The following is a 21236-nucleotide window of genomic DNA, read 5'->3' as shown; positions in this document are numbered from 1 at the left end:
GTGGGGCGCTGGGCTGGCTCCTTCCCCGTGCCGCCCCTTCCCGAACGGGGGGAAGCGGTCCGGCCCTCGGGCCCTCGGGCTCAGCCGGCGGACGGGGTCGGGTTCGGGGAGTGGTGGGACTCGGCGTCCGTGCGGGCTCGGTCGCGGCTCCGGCGGGCCGGGCCCGTCCAGCCGCAGGAGCAGCGGGCCACTGCGAAGCTGCCGCGTTCCGTGATGGTGGTCTGGTGGGGCACCTCACCACCGTACTGCGGGCGTGACGGCGGCCGTACCGCGGTCGTTAGGAGTGCGGGCTATGCCAAGGGCGTTGGGGGTTCGGCGACGATGGTGGTGCAACGGCACGGAGCCGGGCGAGCGGGTGCGATCGTGACCGCCGCGCTGGTGGGCGGTGTGATCGCGGCGGCGGGCGGCTGCGGTGGGAGCACCGCGGAGATGGCGAGCGGGCCCGCACCCGATCCGGCCGCGCTGGTGCGCTCGGCGGCCGACCGCCTGGTGGCGGCGGGCAGTTCACAGGCCACCACCTCGCTGGAGATGGCCACCGGGGGCACCCGGGTCACCATCCGCGGCGAGGGCACCTACGACTTCCGGCACCGGACCGGGCAGTTGACGGTGATGCTGCCCAAGGACGTCAAGGGCGCGGCGGAACAGCACCCGATCACCGAGGTCCTCGCGCCGGGCGCGCTCTACATGAAGAACCGGGGAGCCGGGGTGCCCGCGGACAAATGGGTACGGGTCGACACGGCGGCGCTCGCCGACGGCAACCTGGTCACGGGCGGCGCCACCGACCCGTACACGGCCGCCGAACTGCTGCGCGGCGCGCGGGACGTGACGTACGTCGGCGAGGAGAGCCTTGCGGGGGTGAAGGTGCGCCACTACCGGGGGAGCGCGGCGCTGCCCGGGCAGGTGGCGAAAGGGTTCTCCACAGCCGTGGTGCCGTTCGACGCGTACTTCGACGAGTCGGGCCGGCTGTGCAAGGTGCGCCAGCAGTTCAGCTACGTCAATCGGGGGCGGCCCGTCGCGGTGGCCTCGACGACGCTGCTCTACGGGTTCGGGGCGGCGGTCGGCGTACGGCTGCCGGAGGCGCGGGACATCTACGACGGGAAGATCCAGCCGTAATCAGCCAGATATGGCCCCCTCAGGTGGGCCGGGGGTGGCGGAAATGGTCCGTCCGTGCCATGCGCGGTCCGTGTCCCCCTCCCTACGCTAGGAAGCCGAGCGGGCGACGGCGGATGAGCGGAAGAGCGGAAGAGCGGGAAGAGGTCGAGGAAGAGGTGATGAGCGTGGCTTCGCTTCGGGGTGCGACCGTCCAGGACCACGTGGCCCTCGTCGAGATCGAGCTGTGCGGTGAGTTGATGATCGCGGCGTCTGCGGCGGAGGGGGACCGGCTCAGTCCGGACCTCATCGACGAGGTCCTGAACGTCGGCCGCCCGTGCCCGCCCCCACCGCCACCCGGGGCCCGGCCCCGGTAGCCCCCCTTGGTGGGGGTGCCCCTGCGGGACGGTGCGGCGGGGTGCCCCTTCGGGGGTGGAGGCGCTGTTGTGGGTGCGGGGTGCGGGGTGCGGGGTGCGGGGGGTGCGGGTCGTGCGTGGTTGCTCGCGCAGTTCCCCGCGCCCCTGAAACCCGCTTTCGACTGCGGACCGTTGGGGCTGTTCGCGCAGTTCCCCGCGCCCCTGTGGGGCGCCCAGTGCCGAGTGGTTGCGCCCCTGCGGCGGAGCCGCATAGAAGACACAGCCCCGCGCCCCTGAAACCCGCTTTCGGCTGCGGACCGTTGGGGCCGTTCGCGCAGTTCCCCGCGCCCCTAAAGGCCTCGGTGCTGGCCCGCATCAGGCATCCCCAGCCCGTCCGGCGTTTGAGGACGAGCGCCGTTCAGGCGCGATGCGGGGTCCGGGGCGGAGCCCCGAAGCGGGGTGCAGGGGGCGGAGCCCCCTGCGGGGGTCCGAGGGGCCCAGCCCCTCGTGTCAGGTGCGCATCATGCGGGCGATGGCCTTCGTGGCCTCCTCCACCTTCGCGTCGATCTCGTCGCCCCCCTTGACCGCCGCGTCGGCGACGCAGTGCCGCAGGTGCTCCTCCAGGAGCTGGAGCGCGAAGGACTGCAACGCCTTGGTGGACGCGGAGACCTGGGTGAGTATGTCGATGCAGTAGACGTCCTCGTCGACCATGCGCTGGAGGCCGCGGATCTGGCCCTCGATCCGCCGCAGCCGCTTGAGGTGCTCGTCCTTCTGCTGGTGATAGCCGTGCACGCCGCGGTCGTGATCGGTCACAGGGGTCTCGACCGGGGGGTCGGCTGCCTCGGTGGTCGTCATCGCGTCCTCCCGTTGTCTGCCAAGTGGTCTGCCATGTGCCCGGCGGCCTGGCGTGTGCCTGGTGGCCTGCCTGGTGGCCTGCCTTGTGGGGCAAGGGGAGTGATACCCCTCATGGGTATATGGTAACGAATTTTCGGATCCCTGGCGGGGGCCCGTGCGGATCACTGTGCCTGATGGGCGACACTGAAGAACGCCGGTTAGCCGTGGCCGGATGATGCGCCTAGCATCAGCCTGACCGAATCCCAAGCACTCCGAGGACCCCACGTGCGCTTTCGTCTGACCCCCAGGGAGACGAGCTTCTACGACATGTTCTCCGCATCCGCGGACAACATCGTCACGGGCTCGAAGCTCCTCATGGAACTGCTCGGAGCGGATTCCGCGTCCCGGGCCGAGATCGCGGAGCGCATGCGGGCAGCGGAGCACGCGGGGGACGATGCCACCCACGCGATCTTCCACCAGCTGAACTCCTCCTTCATCACGCCGTTCGACCGCGAGGACATCTACAACCTCGCCTCCTGCCTCGACGACATCATGGACTTCATGGAGGAGGCCGTCGACCTGGTCGTCCTCTACAACGTGGAGGAACTGCCCAAGGGCGTCGAGCAGCAGATCGAGGTGCTCAACCGGGCGGCCGTGCTGACCGCCGAGGCGATGCCGAACCTGCGGACGATGTCCAATCTGACCGAGTACTGGATCGAGGTCAACCGTCTGGAGAACCAGGCCGACCAGATCCACCGCAAGCTGCTCGCCCACCTCTTCAACGGCAAGTACGACGCCATCGAGGTGCTCAAGCTGAAGCAGATCGTGGACGTGCTCGAAGAGGCGGCGGACGCGTTCGAGCATGTGGCGAACACGGTGGAGACCATCGCCGTCAAGGAGTCCTGACCCAGTCATGGACACCTTTGCGTTGATCGTGACCATTGGCGTCGCGCTCGGATTCACGTACACGAACGGCTTTCACGACTCGGCGAACGCCATCGCCACATCGGTCTCGACGCGGGCGCTGACCCCCCGGGCCGCGCTAGCGATGGCCGCCGTGATGAACCTCGCCGGTGCCTTCCTCGGCAGCGGCGTCGCCAAGACGGTGAGCGAGGGGCTCATCTCCACGCCCGAAGGCAACAAGGGCATGGGGATCCTGTTCGCGGCGCTGGTCGGTGCGATCATCTGGAACCTGGTCACCTGGTATTTCGGGCTGCCGTCCTCCTCCTCGCACGCCCTGTTCGGCGGCATGGTGGGCGCTGCCCTCGCGGGCGGTACGACCGTGTACTGGTCGGGGGTGCTCGACAAGATCGTCATCCCGATGTTCGTCTCGCCGGTGGTCGGCCTGGTGGTCGGCTACCTGGTGATGTGCGCGATCCTGTGGATGTTCCGCAAGGCGAACCCGCACAAGGCCAAGCGCGGGTTCCGCATCGCGCAGACCGTCTCGGCGGCCGGCATGGCGCTGGGCCACGGCCTCCAGGACGCGCAGAAGACCATGGGCATCGTGATGATGGCGCTGGTCATCGCCGATGTGCAGGACGCCGGCTCGGAGATCCCGATCTGGGTCAAGATCGCGTGCGCGGCGATGCTGTCGCTCGGTACGTACGCGGGTGGCTGGCGGATCATGCGGACGCTGGGGCGGAAGATCATTGAGCTCGACCCGCCGCAGGGGTTCGCCGCGGAGGCGACGGGCGCGTCGATCATGTTCGGGTCGTCGTTCCTGTTCCAGGCGCCGATCTCCACGACGCATGTGATCACCTCGGCGATCATGGGTGTGGGGGCGACGAAGCGGGTCAACGCGGTGCGGTGGGGGGTCGCGAAGAACATCATTCTGGGGTGGTTCATCACGATGCCCGCGGCGGCGCTGGTCGCTGCGCTGAGCTATCTGCTGGTCCACGTCTTCTTCAGCTAGCCCCGCCTTTGGCTCCGCCCCTTCCCCGGCCGGCCCCGCCTTTTTGGCTCTGCCCTGGGGGTGACCCCGCGTTCCGGCTCCGCCGGGGGCGGGGTTTTGGCGTTGGTGCGGGTGCGGGTGCTGCGGGTGGTGGTGGTGCTGGTGGCGCTGAGGTCCTGGGGTGCTGCCCAGGGGCACGGTGTTTTTGCCCCTCCCCGCCCCTTCCCGCAACCCTCCGGGGGTGGGAGGCGGAGGTGAGGTTCTGCGGGGGCTGCGGCGTGGGCACCCTGCTTGTTCGGGTGCGGATTGTGGGGGCTGGTTGCGCAGTTCCCCGCGCCCCTGACCTCGTTTTGCCTGTCGGTGGTGGGTGGCTGGTCGCGCAGTTCCCCGCGCCCCTGGAGGTCTGCCGTCTTCGCGTCGTGCGTGGCGTTCGCGCAGTTCCCCGCGCCCCCAAAATCCGTTTTCGTCCGCGGGCCGTGGTCGCTTCTCGCGCAGTTCCTCGCGCCCCCAACCCCGTTTTCGTCCGCGGACCGTGGTCGCTTCTCGCGCAGTTCCCCGCGCCCCTAAAGACCTCGGTGCTGGCCCGCATCGGGCGCTTCAGCCCGGCCTGCTGATCCGTGCGGGCCGACATTGGCATCCCCAGCCCGTCCGGCGTTTGAGGACGAGCGCCGTTCAGGCGCGACGGGGGTGCAGGGGGCGGAGCCCCCTGCGGGGGTCCGAGGGGCGCAGCCCCTCAAGGGGGTCTGGGGCACAGCCCCAGGGCTCAGCTGATCCAACCCGCCGCACGGGCGGGCGGCGGGCAAGCTGCCCGGGGTCTGGGGCGGAGCCCCAGGGGCCCCGGGTAGGGAAGAGGCCCGCCTCCCGGGGTTCGGGAGGCGGGCCGTTCGTCTGGCGGTGGCACCGCCATGCAGCACCGCAGACGGTCGGGGACGGGCCGCGGCCTAGCCGAAGCGACCCGAGATGTAGTCCTCCGTGGCCTGCACGGAGGGGTTGGAGAAGATCCGCTCGGTCTCGTCGATCTCGATCAGCTTGCCGGGCTGCCCGACCGCCGAGAGGTTGAAGAAGGCCGTACGGTCGGAGACACGCGCGGCCTGCTGCATGTTGTGCGTCACGATCACGATCGTGAAGCGCTCCTTCAGCTCCCCGATCAGATCCTCGATCGCGAGCGTGGAGATCGGGTCGAGCGCCGAGCAGGGCTCGTCCATGAGCAGCACGTCCGGCTCCACCGCGATCGCCCGCGCGATGCACAGCCGCTGCTGCTGCCCGCCCGACAGGCCCGAACCCGGCTTGTTGAGGCGGTCCTTGACCTCGTTCCAGAGGTTCGCGCCCTTGAGGGACTTCTCGACGACGTCCGCCAGCTCGCTCTTCTTGAACTTGCCGTTCAGACGCAGCCCCGCCGCCACGTTGTCGAAGATCGACATCGTCGGGAACGGGTTGGGGCGCTGGAAGACCATGCCGACCGTGCGGCGCACGGCCACCGGGTCGACCGCGGAGCCGTACAGGTTCTCGTCGTCCAGGAGGACCTTGCCCTCGACGCGCCCGCCGGGGGTCACCTCGTGCATGCGGTTCAGGGTGCGCAGGAACGTGGACTTGCCGCAGCCGGACGGGCCGATGAAGGCCGTCACGGAGCGCGGCTCCACGGTCATGGAGATGTCGTCGATCGCCTTGTGGGCGCCGTAATAGGCGGAGAGGCCCGATACGTCGATTCGCTTGGCCATGGGATCACTGCTTCTTTCGGGGCGTACGGGATCGGTCGCTGGTGTGGCCGCGTCAGCGACCGGTCTTGGGGGCCTTCCAGCGGGCGATGCCGCGAGCCACCAGATTGAGGATCATGACGAAGGCGATCAGGACCAGGGCGGCGGCCCAGGCGCGGTCGTACGCCGCGTCACTGCCGACCCGGTACTGCTCCCAGATGTAGAAGGGGAGCGAGGACTGAGCACCCTGGAACGGGTTGGTGTTGATCAGCTGGTTGCCGAAGACCAGGAGCATGATCGGGGCGGTCTCACCGGCGATGCGGGCGATCGCGAGCATGACGCCGGTGGTGATGCCGCCGATCGCGGTCGGCAGGACCACCTTCAGGATCATGCGCCACTTCGGTACGCCGAGGGCAAGGGCGGCCTCGCGCAGCTCGTTCGGTACGAGCTTGAGCATCTCCTCGGTGGAGCGGACCACGACCGGCAGCATCAGGATCGCGAGGGCGAGCGAGCCCATGAAGCCCGAGGGGCCGAGGTCGAACATCAGCATCAGGGTCAGGATGAACAGGCCGGCCACGATGGACGGGATGCCCGTCATGACGTCCACGAAGAAGGTCACGGCCTTGGCGAGCGCGCCCTTGCCGTACTCCACCAGGTAGACCGCGGCGAGCAGGCCGAGCGGGGCCGAGATCAGGGTGGCGAGGCCGACCTGTTCCAGGGTGCCGATCAGCGCGTGGTAGACGCCGCCGCCGGTCTCGAAGCCGGGGACGCCGGCCATCGAGTGGGACAGGAAGTACCCGTTGAGGACCTTGGTGCCGCGGCTGATCGTCGTCCACAGCAGGGAGGCCAGCGGGATCACGGCGAGGATGAAGCAGACCCAGACCAGGGAGGTCGCCACCCGGTCCTTGGCCTGCCGCTTGTTCTCGACGGCCGTGGTGACCGCGTACGAGACGAGGATGAAGAGCAGCGCCGCGATCAGGCCCCACTGGACCTTGCTCTGCAGGCCGAAGACGAGGCCGATGCCGACCGCGAGCGCGATGGAGACGACCGCGAAGCCGGCTCCCGCCCAGCGCGGAAGCGAGCGTGCGCTGAGGCTGCCCTTGTGGGGGGCCGGGGCGGCCGGCCGGGCGTCGGATACGGCTACGTGGCTCATGCGGGGCTCCCTTCGGGGGCTGCGGGACGGAGGACTCGGGGCTGGGCGGAACACCGGGCTCGCGGCTCGGCGAGGCATCGGCCTCGCGGCTCGGCGGGGCTCACGCGTTGGCCCCCGAGTACTCCTTGCGGCGCGCGATGATCATGCGGGCGGCGCCGTTGACCAGCAGCGTCAGCACGAAGAGGACCAGGCCCGAGGCGATCAGGGCGTCCCGGCCGAGCTGGTTGGACTCGTCGAACTTCGCGGCGATGTTCTGCGCGAAGGTGCCGCCGCCCGGGTCGAGGACGTGCAGCGAAAGGACGTAGCTCGGGGACAGGACCGTGGCGACGGCCATCGTCTCGCCGAGCGCGCGGCCCAGGCCCAGCATCGAGGCGGAGATCACGCCCGAGCGGCCGAAGGGCAGGACGGAGAGGCGGATGACTTCCCAGCGGGTCGCGCCGAGGGCCAGGGCGGCCTCCTCGTTCATGCGCGGGACCTGGAGGAAGACCTCGCGGCTGACGCTGGTCACGATCGGCAGGATCATGATCGCGAGCAGGATGCCGACGGTGAACATCGAGCGGGCGACGCCGACTTCGGTCTTCTCGAAGACGTACGTCCAGCCCATGTACTGGTCGAGCCAGTCGTTGAGCCCGCCGAGGTAGGGCACCAGGAACAGGGCGCCCCAGACGCCGTAGACGATCGAGGGCACCGCGGCGAGCAGGTCGACGACGTAGGCGAGGGGCGCGGCCAGCTTGCGCGGTGCGTAGTGCGAGATGAAGAGGGCGATGCCGACGGCGATCGGAACCGCGATGACCATCGCGATGATCGAGCTGACGACGGTGCCGAAGAGCAGGACCGCGATGCCGAACACCGGCGGGCTGCCGGCCGGGTCCCAGTCGAAGGTGGTCAGGAAGTTGCCCTGGTCCTTCGAGATGGCGATGCCGGCCCGGACGCTGAGGAAGATGGCGATGGCCGCCATGACGACCAGCAGGAAGATGCCGGAGCCCCGGGAGAGTCCGAGGAAGATCTTGTCGCCCGCGCGGCCGGTGGACTGCTTGCGGCGCTGCGCGGAAGCGGGAGCGGGTGGAGGCGGTGTGTCGGTTGCTATGGAAGAAGCCATGATCTTTCCGGTCTGTGGGCGGGGACCTGGTGGGTCCCCTGGCGGCGGTGCACCGGATGGTGTGCGGCGGGGGCCGGATCGGGGCCCCCGCCCCACCTGAGCCGCCGGGTCTTCGGCCCGGCGGCCCACCTGTGGTTCTACGAGAGGGAGTTGACCGTCTCAAGAACCTTGGCGTTGATCTCGGCCGGGATCGGGGCGTAGCTGGCGTCGGAGAGCAGCTTCTGGCCGTCCGCGCTGGCGGTGTAGGCCAGGAAGGACTTGACCGCGCCCAGCGTCGCCGGCTTGTTGCCCTTGTCGCAGGCGACCTCGTACGTGACGAGGACCAGCGGGTAGGCGCCGTCGGCCTTGGTCGTGTAGTCGAGCTTCAGGGCCAGGTCCTTGCCGGTGCCCGCGATCTTCGCGGCGGCGATGGCCTTGGAGGCGTTCTCGGCGGTCGCCTTGACCGGGGCGGAGGCGCCGGTGTTGATGTCGACCGTCTTGATGGACTGCGAGGCGGCGTAGGAGAGCTCGAAGTAGCCGATCGCGCCGTTGACCTGCTTGACCTGGGCGGCGACGTCGCCCGAGCCGGAGGCGGCCTGACCGCCGGAGGCGGCCCACTTCTTGGCCGGCGGGTAGGGCCAGTCGGTCTTGGCGGTCGCGGAGAGGTACTTGGTGAGGTTCTCGGTGGTGCCCGAGTCCGTGGAGCGGTGGAAGGCCTGGATCGCGAGGTCGGGAAGCTTGGCGCTCGGGTTGAGCTTGGTGATCGCCTCGTCGTTCCACTTGGTGATCTTGCCGTTGAAGATCTTGGCGATCGTGGAGGCGTCCAGCACCAGGCTGTCGACGCCCTCGACGTGGAAGCCGACCGCGATCGGGCCGCCGACCATCGGGAGGTTGATGCCCTGGCCGCCGGAGCAGACCTTCTTCGAGTCCTCGACCTGCTGCGGGTTGAGCGGCGAGTCGGAGCCGGCGAAGCCGACCGTGCCCTGGGTGAACGCGACGATGCCGTCACCGGAGGAGGAGGACTTGTAGTTGACCTGGGCGTCCTTGCAGGCGGCCATGTAGTTCTTGACCCACAGGTCCATGGCGTTCTTCTGGGCGGACGAGCCGGATGCCAGGAGCTGGCCCTTGGCGCCGTCGCACTTCACGCTGGAGGCCGCCCCGGTGGTCTTGTCACCGCTGCCGCCCGTGCTCCCGCCGCCGCTGTTGTTGTCGCTGCCGCACGCCGTGAGGGCCAGGGCGCTGGACACGGCGATGACGCCGAGGGCGGTGGCGCGGAGCCGGTTCTTGCGCTGAAGCTTCACTTTCGGGTGTTCCTTCCGGGAGCCGCCGGTTTCCGTTCGTTGTACGGCGGCGTGCGTTGGATGGGCGGTGAGGGCGGGATGCCGTGCACCGTGTAAGGCCGAAATTAGGCAGAACAGGTGAAGTGGTCGGCGGGGAAGAGTTAACGGGAGGTGAACCGTGGCGGGCAGTGCGGTGCCGACCGTTACCGGTTCGTGTTCAGCAGGAGTACGGAATCGTGTTCAAGCTGCGTACGGAACCGCCCGCGCGGCGGTGCGCGCCCGGCCCCGGGCCCGATTTTCAGGGGCCGCGGGGACTTCAGGTGCTTCGGGGACGCCGGGTGCTTCGGGGACGCCGGGCATCTCCCGGGATCTCCCGGGGTTCCCGGGAGGGTGGGCTCAGGCGGAGTGCAGCGCGTCGAGCAGCGCGAGGACCAGCTGGCGGTCGCGCGGGTGGGTCAGGCGGTGATGGGCGGCCGGCGGCGTCAGCCAGAGCAAGCGGTCGACCTCGTCGTTCGCGGTGAAGCGCCCCTCGCCCGCCTCGGCGGCCCAGTACTGGACGCGCTTGGGGCGGCCCTGGCCGTCCGTGTAATGGGCGGTGGGCAGCACCGCGCCCGGCGCGCACGCGAAGCCGGTCTCCTCCAGGACCTCGCGCAGCGCGCCGTCCAGCGCGGCCTCGTCCCGCTTCAGCTTGCCCTTGGGGTGCGACCAGTCGTCGTACTTGGGCCGGTGCACGAGGCAGATCTCGATGCCGCCGTCGCCCCAGGGGGAGCGGCGCCACAGGACACATCCCGCGGCGAGGACGGTTCCGTCGGGTGCGGTACTCATGGGGCGGCCGTGGTCGCCGGCGCTGCTGCTGTTGCTGACGCTGCCGGGTTCGCCGACACGGCCGTGGTCGCTGACGCTGCTTGGGTCACCGCCACAGGCTGCCAGATCCGCTGGAAGGCGAAACGTGCGGCCTCCACCTCGTGCCGTTGATCGGCGTGCAGCACGCCGAGCGCGTACGCGGTGGCTGGGGCGATCCGGGGCGTGCGGGCCGCGCCGGACGCGGCCGAGGCGGCCTCGGCCGCGTCCCGGTGCCGGTCCAGGGCGCGGCCCGCGGCCAGCAGCCGCTCGGGTGCCTCCCGCTCGTCGAGCCCGTGGTGCAGTACTTCCTGCGCGTACCGGTGCAGCCGGAGCAGCAGCCGCACCTGGTGCCAGGGGCTGTCCTGGCTCTCGCTCTCCTGGCCCAGCGCGTCCGCGTTGTACGGGTGCGCCGCCCGGGCCAGCGGCAGCGCGGCCACCGCCCGGTCCAGCCGGTCCTGGGCCTCCAGGGCCGCGGGGGCGAGCACCTCGCAGGCGTGGGCGGCGGCGGCCGGGGCCAGCGGCACCTCGCTGGCGAGCAGTGCGACCGCGTCCGCCACCGCGTGGAAGCGGGAGGAACCGAGCGCCTGGAGCGCCGCCGAGTGGGCCCGGGTGCGGGCCAGGGTGAGCTGCCGGTCGAGCAGGGCGCCCGCGCGGGCCGCGCCCACGGTGAGCGTGCCGGTGTCGCCGCGTGGCGGTGGCACCCGGTGGCCGGCCAGCCGGTGCAGCGCGTCCAGGAGCCGGGTGAGCCGGGCCGAGCAGGCGTGCTCGCCCGCCAACGTGCCGGACAGCCAGGCGAGTTCGGCCCGCAGCTGGTCGGCCCAGGCGGTTTCGAGGAGCGGCCGGAAGGTGTGCAGGGTCGCGCTGATGCGGCGGGCCGCGGCCCGCAGGGCGTGGGCGGCCTCCTCGGTGGACTGGTTGTCGGGCCCGGCCTCGCGGTGGAGGCGCAGGCCGCGCAGGAATTCCCCCGCCTGTTGGTGGAGATAGGGGGCGAGGATCTCGCCCGCCAGCTCCTGCCCGGGCATGTGGGCGATTCCGGCGGTGTTCTCAGGGCGTTGCACGCCGGCGCCTCCGGGCGTCTATCAGCATCTCCTGTACGTTCCGCAGCGGCTGGCCCTCGGCGTCGGTCGAGTGCCGGGTCCAGTTCCCGTCGGCGCCCAGGTGCCAGGACGAGGTGCTGTCCGACATCCCGGTCTCCAGGAGCCGGCTCAGGGCCGCGCGGTGGGCCGGGTCGGCGACCCGGACCAGTGCCTCGATGCGTCGGTCGAGGTTGCGGTGCATCATGTCGGCGCTGCCGAACCAGACTTCGGGCTCGCCGCCGTTGCCGAAGGCGAAGACCCGCGAGTGTTCCAGGAAGCGGCCGAGGATCGAGCGCACCCGGATGTTCTCCGAGAGCCCGGCGACTCCGGGCCGTATCGCGCAGATGCCGCGGACCCAGACGTCCACCGGCACGCCCGCCTGCGACGCCCGGTAGCAGGCGTCGATGACGGCCTCGTCCACCATCGAGTTGACCTTGATGCGGACGTAGGCGGGGCGCCCGGCGTGCTGGTGGGCTATCTCCTTGTTGATCCGCGAAACCAGGCCGTCCCGAAGGGACTTGGGGGCCACGAGCAGTCGGCGGTAGGTCTCCCTGCGGGAGTATCCGGACAGCCGGTTGAAGAGGTCCGAGAGGTCCGCGCCGACCTGCGGGTCGGCGGTGAGCAGCCCCAGGTCCTCGTACAGCCGGGCCGTCTTGGGGTGGTAGTTGCCGGTGCCGACGTGGCTGTAGCGGCGCAGCGTGTCGCCCTCCTGGCGCACCACGAGCGACAGCTTGCAGTGCGTCTTGAGGCCGACGAGCCCGTAGACGACGTGACAGCCGGACTCCTCCAGCTTGCGGGCCCACTTGATGTTGGCCTGCTCGTCGAAGCGTGCCTTGATCTCGACGAGGACCAGCACCTGCTTGCCCGACTCGGCCGCGTCTATCAGCGCGTCCACGATCGGCGAGTCGCCCGAAGTCCGGTACAGGGTCTGCTTGATGGCGAGCACGTCGGGATCGGAGGCGGCCTGTTCCAGGAAGGCCTGCACCGAGGTGGAGAACGAGTCGTAGGGGTGGTGGAGCAGTACGTCCCGCTCGCGCACCGCCGCGAAGATGTCGGGCGCGGAGGCGGACTCCACCTCGGCGAGGTCGCGGTGGGTGCCCGCGACGAACTTGGGGAACTTCAGCTCCGGCCGGTCGAGCGCGGAGATCCCGAACAGTCCGGTCAGGTCGAGCAGGCCGGGCAGCGGGTAGACCTCGGCGTCCGAGATCTTCAACTCCCTTACCAGCAGGTCGAGTACGTAGGGGTCGATGGACTCCTCGACCTCCAGGCGCACCGGCGGTCCGAAGCGGCGCCGCATGAGTTCCTTCTCCAGGGCCTGGAGCAGGTTCTCGGCGTCGTCCTCCTCGACTTCGAGGTCCTCGTTGCGCGTCACCCGGAACATGTGGTGCGCGAGCACCTCCATGCCGGGGAACAGCTCCTCCAGGTGCGCCGCGATGACGTCCTCAAGGGGGACGTAGCGCTGCGGCGAGGCCTCCAGGAAGCGGGACAGCAGCGGCGGCACCTTCACCCGGGCGAAGTGGCGGTGGCCCGAGACCGGGTTGCGCACCACCACGGCGAGGTTGAGCGAGAGCCCCGAGATGTACGGGAAGGGGTGCGCCGGGTCCACGGCCAGCGGGGTCAGGACCGGGAAGATCTGCTGCCGGAACAGGGTGAAGAGGCGGGCCTGCTCCTTCTCGGTGAGGTCCGGCCAGCGGATGAGGTGGATGCCCTCGTCGGCCAGGGCCGGGGCCACGTCCTGCTGGTAGCAGGCGGCGTGCCGGGCCATGAGCTCGCGCGAACGCGTCCAGATCAGGTCCAGCACCTCGCGGGGCTGGAGGCCCGAGGCGGACCGGGTGGCCACCCCGGTCGCGATGCGGCGCTTGAGTCCGGCCACCCGGACCATGAAGAACTCGTCCAGGTTCGAGGCGAAGATCGCCAGGAAGTTCGCCCGTTCGAGGAGCGGGGTCGCCGGGTCCTCGGCGAGCTCCAGGACGCGCTCGTTGAACGCGAGCCAGCTGCGCTCCCGGTCCAGGAAGCGGCCCGAGGGCAGCTCGTCGCCCTCGCTCTCGTCCTCGTAGGCGTCCAGATCCGCGTCGAGGTCCGGCTCCAGATCGGAGACGGCGGCCGCGAGGGTGTGCGGCCGGTGCGCGGCTATGGAGCCGACGGACGGCTGGGCGGGCTTGAGCGGGACGTCGGCGCTGGGCTGCTGGCTCATGTCCCCATTGTTCCGCGCACCGGGGTCCTCCAGCGCGTCGGAGAGCGCGGGAGTGAGGGCCCGGGGGGTTCTGGGCGGGGGAACTGTTCCGTTCCGGGGGACGGGCGCCGGCGGCTTCATTACGCGAGCGTCGCAAGCGCGTCTGAATGGCTGGTTACGGGGACATGACGTGCGGGCAAGCGAACCCGGGCCCCGGGACGTCGGGGCGGGGCCACGACGCGCCGCCCCTGGCGTGGCCGGGCCCCAGGATGCGGCGCTTCCCCCGGCCGGGGCAAGCCCTCGTCCCGGCCGGGTTCAGGGGGCCGACCCGGGCGGCCGGGCGGGTCGGAGCGCTGTCCCGGCTCCGCCCGCCCGGGCCTCGGGGCTGGGCCCGGTGTGGCGGCCTCAGGACTCCGCCTTCGGGGCTGCGCCCGGTCCGGCCCCGGGGCTGCGCCCGGTCCGAGCTCCGGGCCGTGCCCGGTCCGGCGGCCTCAGGACTCCGCCTTCGAGGCTGCGCCCGGTCCGGCCCCGGGGCCGTGCCCGGTCCGAGCTCCGGGCCGTGCCCGATCCGGCGGCCTCAGGACTCCGCCTTCGAGGCTGCGCCCGGTCCGGCCCCGGGCTGCGCCCGGTCCGAGCTCCGGGCCGTGCCCGGTCCGGCGGCCTCAGGACTCCGCCTTCGGCGCTGCGCCCGGTCCGAGCTCCGGGACCGCGCCCGATCCGCGCTCCGGGCCGTGCCCGATCTGCGCTCCGGGCCGTGCCCGGTCCGGCGGCCTCAGGACTCCGCGCGGTACATCAGGTCCACCTCGTGGGTGGTGAAGCCGAGGCGCTCGTAGACGGTGACCGCCGCCGTGTTGTCGGCGTCGACGTACAGCATCGCGGTGGGCAGGCCCTCGGTCGCGAGGTGGCGCAGGCCCGTCGCGGTCAGGGCCTTGCCGAGGCCGCCGCCCTGGGCGTCCGGCCGGATCCCGACCACGTACACCTCGCCGAGCCGCTCCGCGGCGTGCACCTTCGTCCAGTGGAAGCCGACGAGTTCGCCGTCCTTCTCCGCGAGGAAGAAGCCCTTGGGGTCGAACCACGGCTCGGCCTTGCGGTCGTCGAGGTCGCGCTGGGTGAGCGAGCCCTGCTCGGGGTGGTGCGCGAAGGCAGCCGCGTTCACCGCGAGCCAGGCCGCGTCGTCCTCGCCCGGCGTGAAGGTGCGCACGCTGACGCCCTCGGGCCAGACCGGTTCGCCGATGCCGAGCGGGCTCAACGGCCGCCGCAGCTGGCGCAGTTCGCGGAAGAGGGTGAGGCCGAGGACCTGCGCGAGGTGGCGGGCGGCCGGGTGGCCGCCGTGCGCCCACACCCGCAGCCGCTTGCCGGTCGCCCCGAGCAGCGCGCTGCCCAGCGCCCGCCCGTGCCCGTGCCCGCGGTACGCGGGGTGCACGACGAGCTCGGCGGCGGGCGCCTCGACGGGGTCGGCGTCCTCCAACTGCGCGTATCCGGCGAGCACCTCGTCCACGGTCAGCAGGAAGTGCCGCACGCCCGGCCGCCGGCCGCCGCGCAACTGGAGCCGCCCCTGCTCGGAGACCGCCTGCTGCCCGTCGTTGCGGGCGGCTTCGGCGAGCAGGTCGAGGACGGCCTGCGCCTGGCCGGCACTGAGTTCGTCGAGCGTCTGGATGTCGCGGGAGGACGGCGAAGGGGCGGCTGCGTCTGTCATGGATACGAGGGTACGGCGCGGTGCCCGGCGGACCGGGTCGCCGGTACGGGGTGAACGTGCCGGGCGGACGGCGTCCCCGGTACGGGGCGAACGCGCCCGGCAGGAGGCGCCGCGGTGCGGGGCGAACGGCAACCAGCTCGTAACCCGCCACCCCCTGTTGCGCTACGCGCGTTGACCCTAGGCTGCGCCGGGACCTCACCGGAAACTCACAGGGGACTCAAAGAACACATGCCAGCGAAACCCCACATGAAGCGTGCCGCCACACGAATGTGGGCGGGGGCCGCCGGACTCGCCACCGTCGCGGCCCTCGTCGCCGCGATGCCCGCGGACGCGCACGAGCGCGGACACGGACACCACTCGAAGCCGGACCGCACCGTCGACGTGCAGCTCCTCTCCTTCAACGACCTGCACGGCAATCTGGAGCCCCCGGCCGGTTCGGCGGGCGCGGTGACGGAGCGTCAGGCCGACGGGACCACCAAGTCCGTGCCGGCCGGTGGCATCGAGTACCTCGCCACCTCCCTGCGCACCGCCCGCAAGGGCCACCCGTACTCGATCACCGCGGCCGGCGGCGACATGATCGGCGCGAGCCCGCTGCTCTCCGGGCTGTTCCACGACGAGCCGACCATCGAGGCGCTCAACAAGCTGAAGCTGGACGTCACGGCCGTGGGCAACCACGAGTTCGACGAGGGCGCCACCGAGCTCGCCCGCATGCAGAACGGCGGCTGCCATCCCACCGAGGGCTGCTACGAGAAGGGCAAGAAGTTCCGCGGCGCGGACTTCCCCTACCTCGCGGCCAACGTGACGAACGAGAAGACCGGCAAGCCGATCCTCAAGCCGTACACGGTGTGGGAGAAGAACGGCGTCAAGATCGGCTTCATCGGTGTGACGCTCGAAGGCACCCCGAACGTCGTGACCGCGTCCGGCGTCAAGGGCCTCAAGTTCGCCGACGAGATCGAGACGATCAACAAGTACGCCAAGGAACTCGACCGCCAGGGTGTGAAGTCGATCGTCGCGCTGATCCACGAGGGCGGCATGCCGTCGAGCAACGCCTACAACGACAGCTGCGACAGCCAGGGCCCCGGCAGCGGCATCTCCGGCCCGATCGTGGACATAGCCAAGGGCATCACGCCCAAGGTGGACGCGCTGATCACCGGCCACACCCACCAGGCGTACGTCTGCACCATCCCGGACCCGGCGGGCAACCCGCGCCTGGTGACCTCGGCGGCGTCGTTCGGCAAGCTGTACACGGATACGAAGCTGACGTACGACCGCCGCACGAAGGACATCGTACGCACCGCCGTGGCGACGCCGAAGTCCCCGAAGTCGGCGAACCACATCGTCGGCAGGGACCAGGCGAAGGCGCCCGACATGACCCAACTGATCTCCCGTTGGGGCAAGTTGGCGGCACCGATCGCCGGCCGTCCGCAGGGCTACATCTCGGCCGACATCAACGGCCGCGGCTCCGACTCCCTGGAGCAGCCGCTCGGCGACCTGATCGCGGACGCCCAGCTGGCCGGGCTCTCCGCCCCCGACAAGGGCGGCGCCCAGCTCGCCCTGATGAACCCCGGCGGCATCCGCTCCGACCTCGTGTACAAGGCGAGCGGGAGCGAGGGGGACGGGGTGGTGACGTACGGCGAGGCGTTCACGGTCCAGCCGTTCACCAACATGATGAACGTGGTCGACCTGACCGGTGCGCAGCTCCTGACGGCGCTCCAGCAGCAGGTCAGCGGGCCGAACGAGGCCTCCCCGAAGATCCTCCAGGTCTCCAGGGGCCTGACCTACACGCTCGACCTGAAGAAGTCGGGCGCGGCGCGGGTGCTCGTCGACTCCGTCAAGCTGAACGGGGCGGCGATCGACCCGGCGAAGACGTACCGCGTGGCGATGAACGAGTTCCTGGCGGGCGGGGGTGACGGGTTCCCGGCGCTGGTCGGCACGAACAAGCTGGTCGGGGCGTCGGATCTGGACGTCTTCGACGCGTACCTGGCGGCGAACTCGTCTGCCTCGGCGCCGATGGCTCCGCCGGTGGGTGGGCGGATTTCGGTCCTGAAGTAGTCAGGCGCTGGGGGAGGCGGGGGCGGTCTCCCGGCTTCCCCGGTCCCGGTTTTTTTGCCCCTCCCCACCCCTTCCCGCAACCCTCCGGGGGTGGAATGGGGGGTGGGGAAGTTTCCGGGGGCTGCGCCCCGGGTCCCGCCTCTTTCGGGTGCGGACCGTGGTCGCTTCTCGCGCAGTTCCCCGCGCCCCTAAAGACCTCGGTGCTGGCCCGCATCGGGCGCTTCAGCCCGGCCTGCTGATCGTGCTGGCCACATGGGCATCCCCAGCCCGTCCGGCGTTTGAGGACGAGCGCCGTTCAGGCGCGAACGGGGGTGCAGGGGGCGGAGCCCCTTGCGGGGGTTCGAGGGGCGCAGCCCCTCAGGGGGTCTGGGGCGCAGCCCCAGGGCTCAGCTGATCCAATCCGCTGCACGGGCGGGTGGGTGGGCAAGATGCCCGGGGTCTGGGGCGGAGCCCCAGGGCCCGAGCCCTTCGACCCGCTGCACGGGCGGGTGGGTGGGCAACCCCCCCCAGGGCGTCAGGGCGCGGTCTCCGGAGGCGGCGTCGGGGCACCCGGCAGGGTGAGCCTGGCCAGGGTGCCGCCGCCTTCGGCGGGGGCCAGCGAGACCTCGCCCCCGGCGTGCCGGACCGTACGGGCCACGATCGAGAGCCCGAGGCCCGACCCGGGCAGGGCCCGCGCCGAGGGCGAACGCCAGAAGCGCTCGAAGACGTGCGGCAGGTCCTCCGCCGAAATGCCGGGCCCCTGGTCGCGGACGGTCAGGACCCCCCGGTCCAGGACCACCGTGACCGCCCCGTGCGGCGGGCTGAACTTGACCGCGTTGTCCAGCACGTTCACCACCGCCCGCTGCAACGCCGCCGGCTCGGCCCGTACGTACCAGGGCGCCAGCTGCGCCGTGATGGTGAGCTCCGGGCCCCGAAGCCGCGCCCGGTCGAGCGCGACCCGCGTGATGTCGTGCAGGCCGACCACTTCGAGGGGGCCCTCCCGGACCGCGTCCGGACGCGAAAGCTCCTGCAAGTCCCCGATGAGGGAGGCGAGTTCGGACATCTGCGCCGTCACGGAGGCCATCAGCGCCTTGCGGTCGGCGGGCGGAATGGCCCGCCCCGTCTCCTCGCTCCGGGCGAGCAGCTCGATGTTGGTGCGCAGCGAGGTGAGCGGCGTACGCAACTCGTGCCCCGCGTCCGCGATGAGCTGCGCCTGCCGGTCCCGCGAGGTGGCGAGCGCGGCGGTCATCGCGTTGAAGGACCGCGAGAGCCGGGCGATCTCGTCCTCGCCCTCGACGGGGATGCGGACCGTGAGGTCCTCGGTCCTGGCCACGTGCTCGACGGCCCCGGTCAGCTTGTCCACGGGCCGAAGCCCGGTCCGTGCGACCCACAGGCCCGCGGCCCCTGCCGCGAGGACGCCGATCCCGGCGACGGTGAACAGGACCCAGGCCAGCGTCGACAGCGGCTTGTCGACCTCTTTGAGGGGGCGGGAGAGCGAGTACGTGAGGGTGCCGATGGGCGTGCTCGCCAGCGCGGTGTACACCCGGACCGGGCTGCCGTCCGCCGCCTTGGCGTCGTGCCGGGCCCAGGGGCTGAGCCCGAGCGCGACATTGACGTCCTGCTGCTGCACGACGACCGCCTCGGAGCCCCGCCCCACGCACCGCGCGCCGTTCGGCTGCACGACCTGCACGTTGTACGCGCCGGGCCGCTGGTCCGCGCTGGCCTTGGTGGACACCGAGGTGCACCGCTCCAGCGTCTGGGCCAGATAGCCGAGGTCGGGCTGGACGTTGCGCAGCGAGTTGTCCATCTGCTCCTGCAACTGCGCGCGCGTCACGAACCAGCAGGCCACCGCGACCGCCGCCACCGCCACCGCGACGGCCGTCGCGACCAGCATCGCGAGACGGGAGCGGAGCGGCATCGCGCGGTAGCGCCGCAGCACACGGTTCACTCCGCGCCGCCGGGCCGGAGCGCGTACCCCACGCCCCGCACGGTGTGCACGAGCCGCGGCTCGCCGCCCGCCTCGGTCTTGCGGCGCAGGTACATCACGTACACGTCGAGGGAGTTGGAGGAGGGCTCGAAGTCGAAGCCCCACACGGCCTTGAGGATCTGCTCGCGCGTGAGCACCTGGCGGGGGTGGGCCAGGAACATCTCCAGGAGGGTGAACTCGGTGCGGGTCAGCTCCACCACCCGGTTGCCGCGGGTGACCTCGCGGGTGGACAGGTCCATCCGCAGGTCCGCGAAGCTGAGGACGTTCCCGGCGTCCTGCCCGGCCGCCCCCGCGTCGACCGCGTACGAGCTGCGGCGCAGCAACGCCCGGATGCGGGCGAAGAGTTCGTCCAGCTCGAACGGTTTGACCAGGTAGTCGTCGGCGCCCGCGTCGAGCCCGGTGACGCGGTCGCCCACCGTGTCGCGCGCGGTCAGCATCAGGATCGGGGTGGTCGAGCCGGCCGCGCGCAGCCGGCGGGCCGCGGTGAGCCCGTCCATCCTCGGCATCTGGATGTCCAGGACGATCAGCTCGGGCTGGTAGGCCTCGGCCTTCGCGAGGGCGTCGAGGCCGTCCACGGCGACCTCGGTGCCGTATCCCTCGAAGGCCAGACTGCGCTGCAACGCCTCGCGGACGGCGGGCTCGTCGTCGACGATCAGGATGCGCTGCGGTTCGTCCTCGGCGGGGCTCATGAGCGGGTTTCCTTCTGGTGCGTCTTGTCGGCTCGGGACCATCAGCCTCGCATGCGGACGGTGTGGCGCGGGGCGGCTCGCTGCCCCGGGAGGGTCAGTTGCCGCCCCACGCGGTTCGGGTGGCCTCCGGGCCGCTCAGTAGCTGCCGCCGAAGCCGCCGGAGTTGTCGCCGCCCTGGCTGTTGTCGTTGCCGCCGGTGTCGGCGCCGCCGCTGCCGCCGTTGCGCAGGCTCGACAGGTCGGACTTGACGGTGTTGATCGGGATGGCGAAGCCGAGCCCGACACTGCCGGCCGACGAACCGCTCGCGCTGCTCGAACTCGGCGAGTACATCGCGGAGTTGATGCCGATGATGTTGCCGTTCATGTCGATGAGCGCACCACCGGAGTTGCCCGGGTTGAGCGAGGCGTCGGTCTGGAGCGCCTTGTACGTGGTCTTCGAGGAGCCGGTGTCGCCGTTGAACTGCTGCCCGCCGAACTCGAACGGCCAGCCGCCCTGACCGCGCCCCTGTCCCTGGCCCTGCCCTTGGCCCTGGCCCTGGCCCTGGTTGCCCTGCTCCTTGGCGACGGTGACATCGCGGTCGAGCGCGGAGACGATGCCGCTGGTGACGGTGCCGGTGAGGCCCTCGGGGGAGCCGATGGCGACGACCTGGTCGCCGACCGCGATCTTGCTGGAGTCGCCGAGGGAGGCGGGCTTGAGGCCGCTCGCCCCGTCCAGCTTGATCAGCGCGAGGTCCTTGTCGGGGTCGGTGCCGACGACCTTCGCGGTGTACGTCTTGCCGTTGCTCAGCTTCACCTTGATGGAGGTCGAGCCCGAGATGACGTGGTTGTTGGTGATGATCTCGCCGTTGGCGGTGACGATCACGCCGGCGCCGGTCGACTCGCCCGAGCCGGAGGTCGCGTTGATCTCGACGATGCTCGGCATGACGGCCTTGGCGACACCGGAGACCGTGCCGTTGGTGCTGTTGGACGCGTTGGTCCCGCTCACCCCGGAGCTGACGCTCGCGTTGTCGTTGCCGACGTAGTGCTCGACGAAGCTCGCGGTGCCGCCGCCTATCGCCGCCGCGATGATGGCGACGGCCGCGATGAGCCCCACCGAACGCTTGGCGCGCCGCGGCCTGGGGGCCTCCGGCCCGGCGGTGGCGAAGTGCGCGGTGGCCGGGTACGGGGGCGGCGGCGGATACGCGGCCGCGTGGGCCTCTGCCTCTCGCCGGGCGTCGTCCTTGGCTCGCTGCCAGGACTCGTCGGCGTGGTCGGAGTGCTGAGGCTGCTGCTCGGGGTACTCGCCGCTGTGGCGGGGGCTCTCGGTCATGTCTATGACTTTCGCCACGGATGATGAGAGCAGTCTGAGGACCGCGTAAGAAGCCCGG

General features: G+C 71.2%; 18 protein-coding genes. 5 read left to right on the top strand and 13 right to left on the bottom strand.

What is annotated here, in order from left to right; genetic code table 11:
• Positions 1-80: 80 nt before the first annotated feature.
• Positions 81-233 carry a hypothetical protein gene (locus CG740_RS40450; protein ID WP_199846580.1) on the bottom strand — a complete coding sequence of 51 codons (153 nt, stop codon included), beginning with the start codon at positions 231-233 and terminating at the stop codon, positions 81-83.
• Between the two features lie 88 nt (positions 234-321).
• Between CG740_RS40450 and CG740_RS26860 the strand changes: the two genes are divergently transcribed.
• Both CG740_RS26860 and CG740_RS26855 read left to right on the top strand, forming a co-directional pair.
• Entirely contained in the window at positions 322-1113 is a 792-nt protein-coding gene (locus CG740_RS26860) for a hypothetical protein (protein ID WP_100577832.1), read from the top strand.
• 158 nt (positions 1114-1271) lie between these two features.
• Positions 1272-1466, top strand: coding sequence for a hypothetical protein (locus CG740_RS26855; RefSeq protein WP_100577874.1), 195 nt, complete (start codon positions 1272-1274; stop codon positions 1464-1466).
• A gap of 489 nt (positions 1467-1955) precedes the next feature.
• Here the strand turns inward: CG740_RS26855 and CG740_RS26850 are convergent, their stop codons facing one another.
• Positions 1956-2300 (bottom strand): metal-sensitive transcriptional regulator, encoded by a 345-nt coding sequence (locus tag CG740_RS26850; protein ID WP_100577831.1) that lies wholly within the window; start codon positions 2298-2300, stop codon positions 1956-1958.
• Between the two features lie 264 nt (positions 2301-2564).
• On the opposite strand from CG740_RS26850, the gene CG740_RS26845 reads away from it, so the two are divergent.
• Positions 2565-3185, top strand: a complete 621-nt coding sequence (locus CG740_RS26845) for a DUF47 domain-containing protein (RefSeq protein WP_053729022.1) — start codon at positions 2565-2567, stop codon at positions 3183-3185.
• A gap of 7 nt (positions 3186-3192) precedes the next feature.
• A complete protein-coding gene (locus CG740_RS26840; RefSeq protein ID WP_100577830.1) occupies positions 3193-4191 on the top strand; it encodes an inorganic phosphate transporter in 999 nt (332 codons plus the stop codon).
• A gap of 920 nt (positions 4192-5111) precedes the next feature.
• Here the strand turns inward: CG740_RS26840 and pstB are convergent.
• From pstB to mshD, 8 genes are all read right to left on the bottom strand, one after another.
• Entirely contained in the window at positions 5112-5888 is a 777-nt protein-coding gene (gene pstB, locus CG740_RS26835) for a phosphate ABC transporter ATP-binding protein PstB (protein ID WP_100577829.1), read from the bottom strand.
• Positions 5889-5940: 52 nt separating this feature from the next.
• Complete coding sequence (gene pstA, locus CG740_RS26830) at positions 5941-7017, bottom strand: phosphate ABC transporter permease PstA (RefSeq protein WP_100577828.1); 1077 nt, start codon at positions 7015-7017, stop codon at positions 5941-5943.
• A 100-nt stretch (positions 7018-7117) separates the two neighbouring features.
• Positions 7118-8116 (bottom strand): phosphate ABC transporter permease subunit PstC, encoded by a 999-nt coding sequence (gene pstC / locus CG740_RS26825; RefSeq protein ID WP_100577827.1) that lies wholly within the window; start codon positions 8114-8116, stop codon positions 7118-7120.
• Between the two features lie 137 nt (positions 8117-8253).
• Positions 8254-9396 (bottom strand): phosphate ABC transporter substrate-binding protein PstS, encoded by a 1143-nt coding sequence (gene pstS, locus CG740_RS26820; RefSeq protein ID WP_100577826.1) that lies wholly within the window; start codon positions 9394-9396, stop codon positions 8254-8256.
• A gap of 375 nt (positions 9397-9771) precedes the next feature.
• Positions 9772-10200: an NUDIX hydrolase gene (locus CG740_RS26815; RefSeq protein WP_100577825.1), complete on the bottom strand. Its 429-nt coding sequence runs from the start codon at positions 10198-10200 to the stop codon at positions 9772-9774.
• Entirely contained in the window at positions 10197-11240 is a 1044-nt protein-coding gene (locus tag CG740_RS26810) for a CHAD domain-containing protein (RefSeq protein WP_100577873.1), read from the bottom strand. The genes CG740_RS26815 and CG740_RS26810 overlap by 4 nt, the downstream gene beginning before the upstream one ends.
• 22 nt (positions 11241-11262) lie before the next feature.
• Entirely contained in the window at positions 11263-13488 is a 2226-nt protein-coding gene (locus tag CG740_RS26805; RefSeq protein WP_199846579.1) for an RNA degradosome polyphosphate kinase, read from the bottom strand.
• Positions 13489-14239: 751 nt separating this feature from the next.
• Positions 14240-15163, bottom strand: coding sequence for a mycothiol synthase (gene mshD / locus CG740_RS26800; RefSeq protein ID WP_100577823.1), 924 nt, complete (start codon positions 15161-15163; stop codon positions 14240-14242).
• A 228-nt stretch (positions 15164-15391) separates the two neighbouring features.
• Here mshD and CG740_RS26795 point away from each other — a divergent pair, with 228 nt between their 5' ends.
• Complete coding sequence (locus CG740_RS26795) at positions 15392-17215, top strand: bifunctional metallophosphatase/5'-nucleotidase (protein WP_100577822.1); 1824 nt, start codon at positions 15392-15394, stop codon at positions 17213-17215.
• 514 nt (positions 17216-17729) lie between these two features.
• On the opposite strand, the gene CG740_RS26790 is transcribed toward CG740_RS26795, so the two are convergent.
• The 3 genes from CG740_RS26790 to CG740_RS26780 form a co-directional block, all read right to left on the bottom strand.
• On the bottom strand, positions 17730-19112 hold the full coding sequence (locus CG740_RS26790) for a sensor histidine kinase (protein ID WP_199846585.1): 1383 nt from the start codon (positions 19110-19112) through the stop codon (positions 17730-17732).
• A 26-nt stretch (positions 19113-19138) separates the two neighbouring features.
• Positions 19139-19870 carry a response regulator transcription factor gene (locus CG740_RS26785; RefSeq protein WP_100577820.1) on the bottom strand — a complete coding sequence of 244 codons (732 nt, stop codon included), beginning with the start codon at positions 19868-19870 and terminating at the stop codon, positions 19139-19141.
• A 135-nt stretch (positions 19871-20005) separates the two neighbouring features.
• The gene (locus CG740_RS26780; protein ID WP_100577819.1) at positions 20006-21178 is read right to left on the bottom strand and encodes a S1C family serine protease; all 1173 of its coding nucleotides are present in this window, start codon (positions 21176-21178) and stop codon (positions 20006-20008) included.
• Positions 21179-21236: the final 58 nt, after the last annotated feature.

The sequence above is a fragment of the Streptomyces sp. CB01201 genome, assembly GCF_002803085.1.
GTDB lineage: Bacteria > Actinomycetota > Actinomycetes > Streptomycetales > Streptomycetaceae > Streptomyces > Streptomyces hundungensis.
This window is presented reverse-complemented; position numbering and strand designations above follow the sequence as displayed.